The organism is Nocardioides limicola, from assembly GCF_016827675.1.
Classification (GTDB): Bacteria; Actinomycetota; Actinomycetes; order Propionibacteriales; family Nocardioidaceae; genus Nocardioides; species Nocardioides limicola.
Genome location: NZ_JAERJA010000012.1, coordinates 136,894 through 151,215, shown reverse-complemented (window position 1 = coordinate 151,215; position 14,322 = coordinate 136,894). Strand labels below are relative to the sequence as shown.

General features: G+C 71.0%; 14 protein-coding genes. 1 reads left to right on the top strand and 13 read right to left on the bottom strand.

Annotated features, from left to right (window positions below; genetic code table 11):
• The 12 genes from JKG67_RS16575 to JKG67_RS16520 all read right to left on the bottom strand — a co-directional run.
• The coding region (locus tag JKG67_RS16575; protein ID WP_203338449.1) for a hypothetical protein at positions 1 to 614 on the bottom strand (614 nt) is incomplete at its 3' end.
• A complete protein-coding gene (locus tag JKG67_RS16570; protein ID WP_203338448.1) occupies positions 611 to 1,018 on the bottom strand; it encodes a DUF7878 domain-containing protein in 408 nt (135 codons plus the stop codon). The genes JKG67_RS16570 and JKG67_RS16575, both read right to left, overlap by 4 nt.
• 5 nt (positions 1,019 to 1,023) lie before the next feature.
• Entirely contained in the window at positions 1,024 to 1,575 is a 552-nt protein-coding gene (locus JKG67_RS16565; RefSeq protein WP_203338447.1) for a hypothetical protein, read from the bottom strand.
• Positions 1,576 to 1,795: 220 nt separating this feature from the next.
• The gene (locus tag JKG67_RS16560) at positions 1,796 to 2,629 is read right to left on the bottom strand and encodes an acyl-CoA thioesterase domain-containing protein (RefSeq protein ID WP_203338446.1); all 834 of its coding nucleotides are present in this window, start codon (positions 2,627 to 2,629) and stop codon (positions 1,796 to 1,798) included.
• A 10-nt stretch (positions 2,630 to 2,639) separates the two neighbouring features.
• On the bottom strand, positions 2,640 to 3,668 hold the full coding sequence (locus JKG67_RS16555; protein ID WP_203338445.1) for an endonuclease/exonuclease/phosphatase family protein: 1,029 nt from the start codon (positions 3,666 to 3,668) through the stop codon (positions 2,640 to 2,642).
• A gap of 19 nt (positions 3,669 to 3,687) precedes the next feature.
• Positions 3,688 to 4,800, bottom strand: a complete 1,113-nt coding sequence (gene proB, locus JKG67_RS16550; RefSeq protein WP_307816610.1) for a glutamate 5-kinase — start codon at positions 4,798 to 4,800, stop codon at positions 3,688 to 3,690.
• On the bottom strand, positions 4,797 to 6,371 hold the full coding sequence (gene obgE / locus JKG67_RS16545) for a GTPase ObgE (protein ID WP_203338444.1): 1,575 nt from the start codon (positions 6,369 to 6,371) through the stop codon (positions 4,797 to 4,799). Before obgE ends, proB begins: the two co-directional genes overlap by 4 nt.
• Before the next feature lie 103 nt (positions 6,372 to 6,474).
• Positions 6,475 to 6,741, bottom strand: a complete 267-nt coding sequence (gene rpmA / locus JKG67_RS16540) for a 50S ribosomal protein L27 (protein ID WP_203338443.1) — start codon at positions 6,739 to 6,741, stop codon at positions 6,475 to 6,477.
• A gap of 98 nt (positions 6,742 to 6,839) precedes the next feature.
• The gene (rplU, locus tag JKG67_RS16535) at positions 6,840 to 7,148 is read right to left on the bottom strand and encodes a 50S ribosomal protein L21 (RefSeq protein ID WP_203338442.1); all 309 of its coding nucleotides are present in this window, start codon (positions 7,146 to 7,148) and stop codon (positions 6,840 to 6,842) included.
• 156 nt (positions 7,149 to 7,304) lie between these two features.
• Positions 7,305 to 10,058 (bottom strand): Rne/Rng family ribonuclease, encoded by a 2,754-nt coding sequence (locus JKG67_RS16530; protein ID WP_203338441.1) that lies wholly within the window; start codon positions 10,056 to 10,058, stop codon positions 7,305 to 7,307.
• Positions 10,059 to 10,367: 309 nt separating this feature from the next.
• Positions 10,368 to 11,090, bottom strand: a complete 723-nt coding sequence (locus JKG67_RS16525; protein WP_203338440.1) for a TIGR03936 family radical SAM-associated protein — start codon at positions 11,088 to 11,090, stop codon at positions 10,368 to 10,370.
• Between the two features lie 23 nt (positions 11,091 to 11,113).
• Positions 11,114 to 12,292 (bottom strand): winged helix DNA-binding domain-containing protein, encoded by a 1,179-nt coding sequence (locus JKG67_RS16520; protein ID WP_203338439.1) that lies wholly within the window; start codon positions 12,290 to 12,292, stop codon positions 11,114 to 11,116.
• Positions 12,293 to 12,332: 40 nt separating this feature from the next.
• On the opposite strand from JKG67_RS16520, the gene JKG67_RS16515 reads away from it, so the two are divergent.
• The gene (locus tag JKG67_RS16515) at positions 12,333 to 13,304 is read left to right on the top strand and encodes an endonuclease/exonuclease/phosphatase family protein (RefSeq protein ID WP_203338438.1); all 972 of its coding nucleotides are present in this window, start codon (positions 12,333 to 12,335) and stop codon (positions 13,302 to 13,304) included.
• 15 nt (positions 13,305 to 13,319) lie between these two features.
• Here JKG67_RS16515 and JKG67_RS16510 read toward each other — a convergent pair whose 3' ends face one another.
• On the bottom strand, positions 13,320 to 14,321 hold the full coding sequence (locus tag JKG67_RS16510) for an ABC transporter ATP-binding protein (RefSeq protein ID WP_203338437.1): 1,002 nt from the start codon (positions 14,319 to 14,321) through the stop codon (positions 13,320 to 13,322).
• Position 14,322 lies beyond the last annotated feature (1 nt).

Here is a 14,322-nt window from a genome sequence, read left to right as displayed (position 1 = left end):
TCGTGGCTCAACTCCATCGACTCCATGCCGCCCTTGTCGCGGTTGTAGCGCTGAGGCGCGCGCCCGCTCCTCATTCGCTCAAGGTTCGCGGCGCTCCAGTTGTCGATCTGGGGATTCGCGGCCTCGTTCTTCCAGTAGCGGGACCGAACGGTCGACCATGACGGCTTGTTGCCCGCTTTGGTGAGCGCATAGATGTCGTCACCGCGGGTCCAACCGCGCGCTCCTGCGTTTGCGGCAACTTCAGACCGCCGAACGACGACAGGACCTACCTCGGCGCTGTCGACCTGCTCCTCGGCGACCCGGCTACCGCGCGTGGTCTGCATAAATCCAAGGGTGTCGACGTAGTCGTAGACCGACGGCACCGTGAGCACATCCGGGCGCGCCGAAACTCCGAGCTGCCCAAGGGCGTCGGCGTTGTAGGTGCTGTTGTCGTACGTCGCGGGCGGGCCGCGCTCGATTGCCGAGTCTGAGGGCGCTGCAGACACGTGGTGTCTGTCGTACGCGTGCACGTTGGCAATCGGGCTTCCGATCGGTATGGCTGCGGCCGCCGTCGGCGTTGTGAGCCCCAAGCAGGCCGCGAGGGTTGCTAGGATGAGGACAGTGATGCGCTTCATCGCCTAATCACCTCGTCGGGGTCGAGGCCAAGATTCGCCAGATCCTCCTCAACCTGGGCGACGAATCGTTGGCAGCACCGATCGACCTCGGCGCGGTCGACCGGCCTAGCGGCGGCATCCGGGGCGAAGACCGAACCAAACGTCCACCCTGACGGGGAACGGCGGATGGCGAGTGCGCCACTCTCCTCGTAGGACATCGAGTCAAAATCAAAGTCGCCCGGGTCCGGGTCCCGAAGCCAGATCAGGAGGCTTCGGGCGAGCTCGACCACTGGGAATCCTGGTTCGTCGTAGATGGTCACGTCGTCATCGCGAATGCGGAAGTGAGCGTCGAGAGCGACCAGGTAGTCGGTCTGCGTTGTGCCTCGCAGCTCGTCGGTGCTCAGGTGGTCGTAGGTCAAGTCCACAGTCGTCACCTCACGTTGACGGGGAAGGCGTTGATGACTCGGCCGTCGCCAGTGACTATGACGCGTATGAACTCCTGACCGCGTGTGCCGACGACCCCACCGCCAGGGACGATCGCTCGGAACGTGTCATCCAGCTGGTTCAGCACCAGGTCCACCTCCGGCAGCACACCCTCGTAGGTGGCTGTGTCGCCCTCCAGCACCGGGACTGGCAGCCTGCCGGGCCACGACAGCGCCAACTCCGCGCTCTCCTCCCTCAGCCGGGCGGCGGGACCGGTCCCGCCGGGAGAGAAGACCACATCTGCGACACCGACCCTCGGTGCTAAACCCTCATCAGTGGCGATCAGCGTCAAGTCAACGTCCAGCCACTCACCGTCCCTCAGGACGCGCTCAGGGAAGAGCGATATCTCTGCCTTCAAGAGCCCGGATGGCTGGGCGGTCACCACCGTGTGCTCATCGGTCAGCGCCTCCACGACCACTTCGGATCCGGTCTCGGCAGCACGGTCCAAGGCGGCAGCCTCATCCAGTGACGGCGCATCGCCCTCAGGCTGGCTGCTCACCGCCTGAGCAGCCCCGCCAGCGTCTCCGGGAGGTGGCACAGTGCCCCACACCACAGCGCCGAGCCCTACCGACAACACGAAGACCCGACAAACACACGCGGCACCCGCACCGACGCCCCCTACCCGGGCAGTCGCCGCGGGAACAGACAATAAGGTCCCCACGACCCTCCCCGCCGGGTCGCGCGATCTCAAGCCGACACGCCGGGGTCCCGCAGAACCCTCACACCCGGGCGCTGTCCTCGGGTTCGTGAGCGCCGAGGTTCACGGCACGCCGGGCGTTGGCCAGGGCGGAGACGGTCACCGAGCCGAGCACTCCGGCCCGGTCGAAGACCCGCACGGTGCCCACCGCGATCCCGTCGTTCTCGGTGCGGTCCATCGCCTCCAGGCCGACCTCGAGGCCGACCGGGAGCCGGGAGAGCACCAGCGTGATGTCGGTGTTGATGTAGGTGACCCCGTGGGTGCCCCAGTTGGTGACCATGCTGGCGGCGTCGGCGATGCTGGCCACCGCGGTGAACGGGGTGGGTCGCTCCCCCAGCACCGGCGGCACGCCCGTCTGCCAGGTGCGTTTGCGGCTGGGGTTCTGGTGGCCGGCGAAGTCGTTGGACCAGTCGGTGTCGTCGCTGGCGAAAATCGGCACGTGCGGCTGATCGGTCTCCGGCGCGATGTCGGCCGGCGGCGGCTGCGGGGTGGCGGAGGAGACCCAGATGTCGCCGTCAGGATTCGCGGTCGGCAGCAGGAACAGGCCGCTGGCCCGGGCCACCCGGGCACCGTCCTGCTCCAGGTCCACGTCGATCAGGCAGAGTCGCTTGCCTTCCCGGACCACCCGCAGTCGCGGGGTGACCTCGTGCATCCGGGCCGGCGCGAAGAGATCGACCGCATACTTCGCGGGGCGCAGGTCGGTGCGACCCAGCGTGGCCAGGCCCTTCTCCATGCTGGACGCCAGCAGGGCGCTGACCGCGACGCCGTGCATCTGGTCGTCGCTCCACAGACTGCAACTGACCGGCTCGGGCAGGAAGCTCTCGTCACCGCTGCGACGGAAGAAGGCCAAGGGCATGGCGCCCACCCTAACTGTTGGGGTCTCCAAGGACTCTAGCGACCCGGGCGACCACAGCCATGTGGTCGCTGCCCGGGATGAACACCCGCTCCAGGTCGAGGGGGACGAAGCGCGCATCGACCATCACGTGGTCGATCTGGACCAGCGGCGGCACCCAGCCGGGGAACGTGTCCGGACTGGCCTCCGACGGCCAGGTGGGCTGCCAACCGGCGCCGATGAGTTCACCGACCCGGCGCAGCCCTGCATCGGCGAACGCGCGAACCTCCCGGTGATCGGGGGTGGCGTTGAGGTCACCGGCCAGCAGCACCGGCAACTCACCCGCCATCGCCTCCTCAACTTCGGCGAGCAGGTTCTCCAGATCACCGCGCCACGCGTACGCCGGCCCGATCGGCGGCCGCGGGTGTACGCCGAAGAAGCGGAACTCCCCCAGGTCGTGCTCGACGGTGACCGCATAACCGTCGTACCCGGTGCTGGTGCGGACCTCGTCACGCAACGGCCACCTGGAGAAGATCATCGTCCCCTCCACCGTCTCCTTGGAGTCACCGGCGCGGAACGGCATCGCCAGGTCGAGGCCCGAGTCGTCGAGAGTGGCCAGCGTTCGGGGGGTGATCTCCTGCAGCACCAGCACGTCGACACCCCGCTCCGAGGCGGCGCTCAGCACCGCCAACGGGTCGGCGTGGCCCTTGAGCAGGTTCGCGGTCATCACCGTGACCACTGGCCCGTCGGGGATCTGCTCACGGTCATCGATGAACTCCGGGGCCAGCCACCAGCCGTGCAGGCCCAACGGCAGCAGCACGATCAGAGCCACGGTCAGCCAGGTGCGCGGGGAGCCGCGCCGGCCGGCGTCCCGGGCCCGGAAGGCCGCCACCACACAGAGCAGCGCCACGACCCCGTAGCCGAGCACGGCGTACGGCGTGAACGAGACGATCCGCACCGCCCAGCCCTGCTCGAGCTGCAGCACCCGCAGCACCGTCAACGCCACGGCGCCGGGCATCAGCGTCACCAGCAGTAGCCAGAAGAGGATCCGCGCAACGATCACACCGGGCAGCCTCTCAGACCTAGAGCAGCACCATGTCGTCGCGGTGCACGACCTCGCGCTCATAGGCCGCACCCAGCGCCTGCTTCAGCTCGGCTGAGGAGCGGCCCAGCAGCGCCGGCAACTCGTCGGCGTCGAAGTTCACCAGACCCCGGGCCACCGGGCGGCCGTCCGGATCGACCAGGTCGACCGGGTCGCCGGCGACGAAGCTGCCACCCACCGTGCTGATCCCCGCGGCCAGCAGTGAGGCGCGGCGTTCGGTGACGGCCCGGACCGCTCCCGCGTCCAACCCCAACAGTCCCTTCGGCTCGGTGGCGTGCGCCAGCCACAGCAGTCGGGTGGGCCGGCGGCGGCCGGTGGGGTGGAAGAGGGTGCCGACCGGGGCACCGGCCAGCGCCGAGGCGGCGTTGTCGGCGCTGGTGAGCACCACCGGGATCCCGGCGCCGGTGGCGATCTTGGCCGCCTGCACCTTGGTGTGCATGCCCCCGGTGCCGACACCGGCCGCCCCGGCCTTGCCGATCCGCACCCCGGTGAGGTCGTCGTCGGAGCGTACGTCGGCGAGCAGCGTGGTGCCGTGGTGATCGGGGTGACCGTCGTAGAGGCCGTCGACATCGGAGAGGAGCAGCAGCAGGTCGGCATGGACCAGGTGCGCCACCAGGGCGGCGAGACGGTCGTTGTCACCGAACCTGATCTCGCTGGTGCCGACGCTGTCGTTCTCGTTGACGATCGGCAGCACACCGAGCTCGAGCAGCTTCGCGAACGTCTGATAGGCGTTGCGGTAGTGCGCGCGCCGGGTCACGTCGTCGAGGGTGAGCAGCACCTGCCCGGTGACCAGCCCGTGCCGGGCCAGTTCGTCGGTGTAGCGGTGCACCAGCAGGCCCTGCCCCACCGAAGCGGCGGCCTGTTGGGCGGCCAGGCCACGCGGGCGACGCTTCAGGCCCAGCGGCGCCAGGCCCGCGGCGATGGCACCAGAGGAGACCAGCACCACCTCGACCCCGGCGAGCCGGGTGCCGGCCAGTACGTCGACCAGGGTGCGCAGCCGGTCGGTATCCAGACCGCCGGCCGCGGTGGTGAGCGAGGAGGAGCCGACCTTGACCACGATCCGGCGGGCTGCACTCACCTCCGGTCGGGTCACTGCTCCTCCTCGGACACATGGTCGGGGTCGGCGGCCGAACCGATCTCGTAGGACATCGGGCCGGAGTGGCCGCCCCGGGGGGCGACCTTGGGGCCGTTGGCGAGCCGTTCCCGGCGCTCCTCGTCGAGGCGGCGGGCCACGTCGGCGCGGGTCTCGTTCTCGCCTCGGGCGACCATCGCCTCGTCGATCTCACGGCGACGCCGGGCGGCCGGCCGCTCACCGGCGAACCGTTCGTCCTCGCCGCGTCGGCCCAGGTTGGTCGCGCCGGCATCGATGCCGGGGGCGAAGTCGAAGACCACCGCGTCGTCGGGGTCGCCGATCAGCACCGTGTCCCCCTCGACGGCCCCCAGCTCGACCAGCCTGGTCTCGACGCCGAGACGGTTCAACCGGTCGGCGAGGAAGCCGACGGCCTCGTCGTTGCTGAAGTCGGTCTGCCGCACCCACCGCTCCGGCTTCTCGCCGCGCACCCGCCAGCCGGCGCCGGTCTCGGTGACGGTGAAGTCGGGGCCGTCGACCGCCTTGGGGCGGATCACGATCCGCTCGGTCTCGGCCGCGGGCCGGGCGGCCCGGGCCTGCTCCACCAGTCCGGCCATCGCGAAGATCAGCTCCCGGGTGCCCTCACCGGAGGCGGCGGAGACCTCGAAGACGTCCAGGCCGCGGCCGCGCAACTCCTCCACGACGAAGGAGGCGATGTCGCGCCCGTCGGGCACATCCACCTTGTTCAGCGCCACCAGCCGGGGTCGGTCCTCGAGGCCGCCGTACGAGGCGAGTTCGCGCTCGATGATGTCGAGGTCGTCGACCGGGTTGCGGCCGGGCTCGATGGTGGCGGTGTCGAGCACGTGCACCAGCGCGGCGCAACGTTCGATGTGCCGGAGGAACTCGTGACCGAGTCCGCGGCCCTCGGCCGCTCCCTCGATCAGGCCGGGGACGTCGGCGACGGTGAAGGTGGTGTCGCCGGCACTGACCACCCCGAGATTGGGCACCAGGGTGGTGAACGGGTAGTCGGCGATCTTGGGCCGCGCCCGGGAGATCGCCGCGATCAGCGACGACTTGCCGGCGCTGGGGAAGCCGACCAGGCCGATGTCGGCGACCACCTTGAGCTCGAGGACGATGTCGAGTTCCTCGCCGGGCTCACCGAGCAGCGCGAAGCCGGGCGCCTTGCGCTTGGACGAGGCCAGCGCGGCGTTGCCGAGCCCGCCCCGGCCGCCACGGGCGATGACCAGCTCGGTCCCGTGACCGACCATGTCGGCGATCACGTCGCCGTCCTTGGTGGAGACGACGGTGCCGTCCGGCACCGGCAGCACCAGATCGGCGCCGTGGCTACCGTTCTTGTGCCCACCGGCGCCGTGGCTGCCGTGCTCGGCGGTACGCCGGGAGCTGTGGTGGTAGTCGAGCAGGGTGGTGACGTCGGGGTGCACCCGCAGGATCACCGAGCCGCCGGGGCCGCCGTTGCCTCCGTCGGGTCCGCCCAGGGGCTTGAACTTCTCCCGGTGGACCGAAGCCACGCCGTTGCCACCGCGTCCGGCTGCGACGTGCAGAGTGACCTGATCGACGAAGGTGGGAACGGCCATGGCTGGATTCTCCCTCACATGAGGCGAAGGGCGCCCCCGTCGGGGGCGCCCTTCGCGAAGTTTGGTCCTACTCGCCCGAACGGATCGGGCGACAGGGGGTGGTTCAGGCCTCGGCCGCAGCCAGGTCCTGCACGTTGACGACCCGGCGGCCACGCTTGGTGCCGAACTCGACGGTGCCGGCCACCAGGGCGAACAGCGTGTCGTCCTTGCCGCGGCCCACACCGGCGCCCGGGTGGAAGTGGGTGCCACGCTGGCGGACCAGGATCTCGCCGGCGTTCACGACCTGGCCGCCGAAGCGCTTGACGCCGAGGCGCTGTGCGTTGGAGTCGCGACCGTTCTTGGTGGAAGCGGCGCCCTTCTTGTGTGCCATGTCTCTACCTCTTCTGGAGTGCTGGTGTCAGTCTGTGGGGCTCGGGGACTTCAGAGCCCTCCGGGCCGCGTGACGTCGAGGCGTCACACGCTCCCGGTTCAGTTGTTGATCGCGGTGACCTTGACCTGGGTGTACTTCTGGCGGTGACCCTGGCGCTTCTTGTAGCCGGTCTTGTTCTTGAACTTCTGGATGATGATCTTGGGACCCTTGGTCTGACCGAGGACCTCCACGGTCACCGACGCCTTGTCGAGGGCGGCGGCGTCCGAGGTCACGGCCTCGCCGTCGACCAGCAGCAGGACCGGCAGGGCAATGGTGTCACCGGTCGGGGTGCTCACCTTGTCGATCTCGATGACGTCGCCCACGGCAACCTTCTGCTGGGTGGCGCCACTGCGCACGATCGCGTACACCGCGGTCTCCTTCGTTGAAAGCTTCTGAGTCTGTGATGGTCCGCCACTCATCCTGGAAACGAATGCGCGGAAGCCTCGCGTGTGCACACGCACACCAAGGGTCAATCCTAGGGTGAGGCACCCGGCCAGCGCAAAACGGCGGGCCGGGCGCCGCCCTCACTTCTGGTCGTCGGCCGCCGGCGCCGGGGTGGCCACCCGGCCACGGGTGCGGGTCCGCACCGTCACCTTGGGCGCTTCGGTGGCCGGCGGCGGGGCCACCGGCTGGGTCGGTGTCTCGATCACCACGGTGCCCACCGAAGCGTCGCCGGCCGGGGAACCGGCGGGGCGTCGGGCGGACCTGCGGCGGGTGCTGGTGACCACGGTGGGTCGCTCCACCGGGGTGGTCGGCTCGGCGGCCTTGGCGGGCTTCTCGGCGACCGCACGCTTCTCGGGGGCCGGAGCCTCGGTGCCTGGAGCCTCGGGGGCCGGAGCCTCGGTGCCTGGAGCCTCGGTGGGCTCAGCCGCCGGGGACTGGGTGTCCGGGGCCTGGGTCTCCACGGCCTGGGTCTCCGACGACGGGGCGTCCGCCTCGTCCGCTGGTGGCCGGTCCGCGTTCTCCGGGCGGGCCACCGCGGCGACGTCCTTGGGTGAGGGCACCGCCTTGGGCTTGGCCGGCTGCTGCGAGCCGCCGCCCTTGCCGCCCTTGGTACGCCGGTTCCGGCGGTTGCTGTCGCCGTCGCCGCGCTTGGAGTCGACCGGCATGTCGCTGATGATCACGCCCCGGCCCTCGCAGTGGCTGCAGTTCTCGCTGAACGCCTCCAGCAGGCCGGTACCGATCCGCTTCCGGGTCATCTGCACCAGACCAAGCGAGGTCACCTCGGCGACCTGGTGGCGGGTCCGGTCCCGGCCCAGGCACTCGACCAGTCGACGCAGCACCAGGTCCCGGTTGGACTCCAGCACCATGTCGATGAAGTCGACGACGATGATGCCGCCGATGTCGCGCAACCGGAGCTGCCGGACGATCTCCTCGGCCGCCTCCAGGTTGTTCTTGGTGACCGTCTCCTCGAGGTTGCCCCCGGAGCCGGTGAACTTGCCGGTGTTGACGTCGACGACGGTCATCGCCTCGGTGCGGTCGATGACCAGCGAGCCGCCCGAGGGCAGCCAGACCTTGCGGTCCAGCCCCTTGGCGATCTGCTCGTCGATCCGATACGCAGCGAACGAGTCGGGGTCGTTGTCGTTGCGGGTGTACCGCTCCAACCTGGCCTCCAGATCGGGCGCCACCTGCGCGACGTAGGTCTGCACCGTGTCCCAGACGTCGTCACCCTCGATGACCAGTTTGGCGAAGTCCTCGGTGAACAGGTCCCGGACCACCTTGAGGGTGAGGTCGGGCTCGCCGTACAGCAGCTTCGGTCCGCCGCCGGAGGTGGCCTTGGCGTCGATGTCCTCCCAGCGGGCCTTGAGCCGGGCGACGTCCTGGCTGAGCTCCTCCTCGCTGGCACCCTCGGCCGCGGTGCGGACGATGACGCCGGCGGTCTCGGGGACGATCTCCTTGAGCAGCGCCTTGAGACGGCCGCGCTCGGTGTCGGGGAGCTTGCGGGAGATACCGGAGGTGGTGCCGTCGGGCACGTAGACGAGGAAGCGGCCGGCCAGGCTGATCTGGCTGGTGAGCCGGGCGCCCTTGTGTCCGACCGGGTCCTTGGTGACCTGCACCAGCACGCTCTGGCCGCTGGTCAGCACCGACTCGATCTTGCGCGGCTGGCCCTCGGTGTGGCCCAGCGCCGACCAGTTGACCTCGCCGGCGTACAGGACCGCGTTGCGGCCCTTGCCGATGTCGATGAACGCCGCCTCCATCGAGGGCAGCACGTTCTGCACCCGGCCGAGGTAGACGTTGCCGATCAGCGAGGTCTGGGACTCGCGGGCCACGTAGTGCTCGACGAGGACCTTGTCCTCCAGGACGCCGATCTGGATCAGGTCCTTGGCCTGCCGGATCACCATCACCCGCTCCACCGCCTCGCGGCGGGCCAGGAACTCGGCCTCGCTCACGATCGGGGCGCGTCGGCGACCGGCCTCGCGACCCTCCCGGCGGCGCTGCTTCTTGGCCTCCAGGCGGGTGGAGCCGGACACGGAGGTGATCTCGTCCTCGGCCGAGCGCGCCTGACGGACCCGGGTGACCGTGTTCTGCGGGTCGTCGGCGCCACCGCCACCACCGCTGCCGCCACCGTCACCGGCGCGACGGCGGCGACGACGCCGGCGGGTGGAACTGCTGCCGCCGGACTCGTCGCCGGACTCGTCGTCCTCGGAATCGGTGCTGTCGTCCTCGGACCCCTGCTCGTCGTCCGCTGCCGTGTCGTCCTCGGACTCGTCCCCGTCCTCGCCCTCGGTGCCGGGCTTGCGGCGACGTCGCCCGCCGCGGCGGCGCCGGCGACGCGGCTGACCCCCGGTGGACTCGTCGTCGTCCTCAGCCGAGGTGTCGTCCTCGTCGTCGGAGTCCGGGGTCTGGTCGGCGACCTCGTCGTCGGCCTCGTCGTCGGCGTCCTCATCGTCGGAGTCGTCGGAGTCGTCGAGCTCGTCGACGACCGGCGCGGTCCGCTTCGGACGGGGCGGCAACTGGCTGGCGTCGGGGGCCTGGAAGAGGAGCATGGTGCCGGGGACCGACTTGGGTGCCGGTGCTTCGTCCTCGGGCTCGGCCACCAGGGCATCGCCGGACTCCGCGGGCGGAGCCTCCTCGACCGGAGCCTCATCGACCGGGGTCTTCACGGCCGACCCTTCCTTGGTCTTGGCCGGCTGGCGCTTCTTCTTCTTCGGCGGCGCCGTCTCGGCGGTCTCGGCCGGCGGTGCCTCGGCGGACTCGGCCGGCGGTGCGGTCTCGGCGGTCTCGTCGGGGTTGTTCTGTTCGGTGGCGGCCGACTCGTCGGTCACGTCGTCGAGCATCTGCTCTCCTCATCCCGCACCGGGCCGGGCGGGTGTCGGTGCGCCGCAGGGCGCACAAAGTCTGTCAGCGGCGGCGACATTCTCCGCGGGGCGTCAGCGAACGTCGGGCGACACCTGCCGCGGTCGCAAGGCCCTCTTGCCTGTCGCTGTCACCAACAGGCCGGCCGCGTCGCGGTCTGGCACCAACTCGGGTCCTCTGTGCCCAGCCATGGTGTGACTGGGCGAGTACGTCGTCGGGTCGTGGCTCCGGCGGGGTTGCCGCCGTACCGATCAACCGTGGCGAGTATCGCACAGATCGTCGGAATCCCCCTAGGCCTCGGCCAGCGGGTCGCGCACACCGGTGCGCTCGGCGTCGAGGAGTCCCTGCGCCGATCGGGTGAGCAGGGGGGCGCCACCGATGTCGATTCCGGTGACGGTGGACAGGCCGGTGAGCACGTCGTCGGGGCGCACGGCGGGCACCGTGTGCTCCAGCAGCAGGTCCAGCCGGGTGCGGGACACCTCGGCGGCCGGGTCCGCGACGTTCAGTGTCACCACGGCTGCCCGGCAGTCGAACGCGCGCAACCCCTTCTTGGTCATCCGCTCCACGCTCACCGACTCCTCGGCCAGGAAGGCCGCCACCGCTTCGGCGGCCCGGTCCCGGTCCACGTCGAGGTCGATCAACCACCGACTGGCCTGCAACCGGTCCGCCAGGGAGCCGCCCGGCGAGACCACCACGTCGAGCACATCGAGGCCGTCGGGAAGGGAGGCGTCCAGGTCGATCCGGACCTGGTCGGGGTCGAGGACCTCGGCCAGCGCGATCTCCAGGTACTCCGCCTCCGACGCCGACCCGGTAGGGGCAGCACCCGCGTAGGAGATCCTGGGGTGCGGGTTGAATCCCGAGGAGTAGGCCATCGGGATGCCGGCACGGAAGACGGCACGTTCGAAGGCTCGGGAGAAGTCCCGGTGGCTGGTGAACCGGAGCCGGCCACGCTTGGCATAACGGATCCGGAGTCGCTGCACCGGCGGCGCCTGCTGTGGGGGCTGTTCTCGCACCCGCAGAACTGTAGTCGGATGCCTCAGCCGTTGGCCGCGGCGGCCTTCATCAGCGGCGACACCCAGATCGGACTGACCCGCTCCCCCGCGCACCAGTCGGTGATCCGGGTCGCTTCCGCGTCCAGGGCGCTCCGGGCAGCGCGGCTCACCGGCTCGACCAGATGCACCCGGACGGTGCCGTGCGGGTCCTGCACCCAGCAGCCGACGACCCGCCCGTCCACCCAGGCGGTGGTGCCGGCGTTCCCGGTGCTGTCGAAGTAGTCCGCCATCCGGTCACCGAGGAAGAAGGACCGGTCCTGCCACCCCATCGGGGTGGGGTCCAGCACCGGCAGCAGGGCGACGCTGGGTTCGTCGTGGGTCACCGGGGCCAGGTCATCGGGCAACAGGTAGCCCGTGGCCCCCGAGTCCAGGCTCACCTCGACGGCCGCGACATCGGCCAGGGCCTGGCGCACGATCGTCTTGGTGGCCCCGGTCCACCAGACCAGGTCCGCCAGCGTCCCCGGGCCGAAGGTCCACAGCCAGCGCCGGACGAGCTCGGCCCAGCCCCGATCGGCGTCGATCGGTGCGGGCTGCTCCCCCAGCCACGTGCGCGTCGTCGTCCAGGTCGGCCGGTTGATCCGCCAGTGGGCATCGTTGTGGGCCCGGACCAGATGCCCCTCCAGGGCCAGCACGGTGAGCACCCGGGGAGCCACCGGGACGGTGCCGCCGTACGCCTTGTCGGTTGCGTACTGGTAGCCGCCGGCCACCGCAGGCACCTCGGCCTTCACCTGCGTCGCGGTCCGGGGCGTCCCGTCGGCCAGGCAGGCCAGGACGTCCTCGGCTGCGCCGGCCAACCAGGCGGCGCCGTCGTCGGTGAGGCCGGCCGCTTCCACCTCCTTGACCAGGCGTCGCCGCTCGGCGCCGGCGACCCGGGCGCTGGGTCCACCCAGTGCGGCCGGCAGCAGGTCGCGGGGGAACCCGAAGAGGGTGCGGCGCATCGCCATATGCCGCACCAGCGAGCGTCGCCGGTACAAGGCGTCGTCGACGTCGGCCACCGCGAGGCCGTCCACCCGTGCCAACAGCGACAGATAGACGGTCGGTACGTCGGTGGCGTGCAGCACCGTCATCGCCGCCACCGCCTCCTCGACCAAGTCGGTGCGGTCGGCCCACCGGTGCCGCACGAGGAGTCGGGCCCGACGTTCATGGTCGTCGACGTGTCGCATCGGGTCAGTATCGCGGGGAGGGCGGACATAGGCTGACACCGTGGGGACGACGGGTCGGCGCGGCAGAGCCGGTGAGCTGATAGTGCTGGCCGGGCTCGCGCTGCTGCTGGTGGCCGGCTGGGCGGTGATCCAGGCCCGTCCGGCCCCGGACGGCCCCGGGGGCCAGTCCGCGCCGCTGACACCACCGCCCCCGGCGCCCCCCGAGGCCGACGAGGAGCACCCGCTCCCCGAACCACCGATCATCGACCTGGACTGCCTGCCGATGCCGGCCGGCACCTCGTTGACGGTGCTGACGTTCAACATCCACAGCGGGATCGGCCGCAACGGACCTGATCTGCCGGGGATCGCCGAGGAGATCCTGGCCTGGGACGCCGACATCGTGATGCTCCAGGAGGTCGACGAGCGCCGCCCCCGCAGCGGTGGGGTCCGCCAGGCCGACTGGTTGGGTCGGGCCACCTCGATGGCCGCGGTGTACGGCGGCCGGGCACCCATGAACCGTGACGGCGGCCTGATCGGCAACGCGGTGCTGTCGAAGTACCCGATCATGGGTTGGAGGTCGATCGACCTGCCGATGGCCGGTGGCCGCGCCGCCCGCACCGCCGTCCAGGCCGTGGTCGATGTCGACGGGGTCCAAGTGAGCGTGTGGAGCACCCACCTGGACCATCACCGTGGCAGTGCCCGACGAGCCCAGGCAGCGGTGATCGCCGGGCAGGTCGCTGCGGACCGTCGCCCCACCCTGATCGGGGCCGACCTCAACGTGGTGCCCGGATCGGCGCCGCTGCGCCAACTCCTCCGGGCCGACCTGCGGGACGCCTGGCGGGCCGGTGACGGTCCGGGGCTCACCGTCCCCGCCGGGGCTCCGCGGCGACGCATCGACTTTCTGCTGCACAGTCGCGAGTTCACTGCCGTGAAGGCCGGCACGCTGCGGTCATCGGTGTCGGACCATCGGGCGGTATGGGCCCGGCTCGAGCTCGGCGGCGAGGGTGAGTGCATCCAGATCGGCGACGGGTGATCGACCGGTTGGACGTCAGCCGCGCAGCACCGCGAGCCGGGTGGGGTCGACCGTCAGGTCGACCGACTCCCCCGGCGCCGGCGGCTGGTGCAGGGAGGCGACCGCGTCGAGTTCGCCGATCCCCTCCACGGCGACCACCAGCCGCACCAGCTCCGGGGTCGCCTGGATGCTGCGTACCTGCCCGCTGAGCCGTCCCCCCGACCCTACGACGCGCAGCGCCGAGCGTCGTACCGCGACCGCCGGGTCCCCGGCGCCGTCCAGGGCGGCCGCGGCCAGCACGCGGGCCGCTGCCGGCCCCTGCAGTACTCGGGCGTAGCCGAGGAAGAGCGCGGTGTCGGCGTCCACCGGCGCCTGCCACACCTGGGCGATGTGCCCGGACTGCACCACCCGGCCGGCACGCATCACCGCAAGCCGGTCGGCGACCCGGAACGCCTCCTCGTGGTCGTGGGTGACCATCAGCGCGGTGGTCCCGGCGGCGGTCAGGATGGCGCGGAGGTCGGCGGCGAGCCGCTCCCGGAGGCCGGCGTCGAGCGCGGAGAGCGGCTCGTCCAGGAGCAGCAGCCGTGGCTCCGCGGCCAGTGACCGGGCCAGCGCCACCCGCTGCCGCTCGCCGCCGGACAGCGTCCCCGGCAGCCGATCGGCGTACCCGGCCAGCCCGACCAGCTCCAGCAGTTCGGCGACCCGCGTCTCCCGGGTCCGGGCCGACACCCGGCGCAGCCGCAGGGCGTAGCCCACGTTGCGGGCCACCGACAGGTGGTCGAAGAGTTGCCCGTCCTGGAACATCAGCGCGAAGCCGCGCTTGTGGGTGGGGGTGCGGGTCAGGTCCCGGCCGTCCCAACTGACTCGTCCCGAAGCGGTCGGTTCGAGCCCGGCGACGGCCCGCAACAGCGTGGACTTGCCGGAGCCGGAGGGGCCGAGCACCGCCAGCACCTCCCCGTCGGGCAACTCCAGGGAGACGTCGACACAGGCCGGAACCCCGTCGTAGACGACGGTCAACTGCTGCAGTGTCAGGGTCACG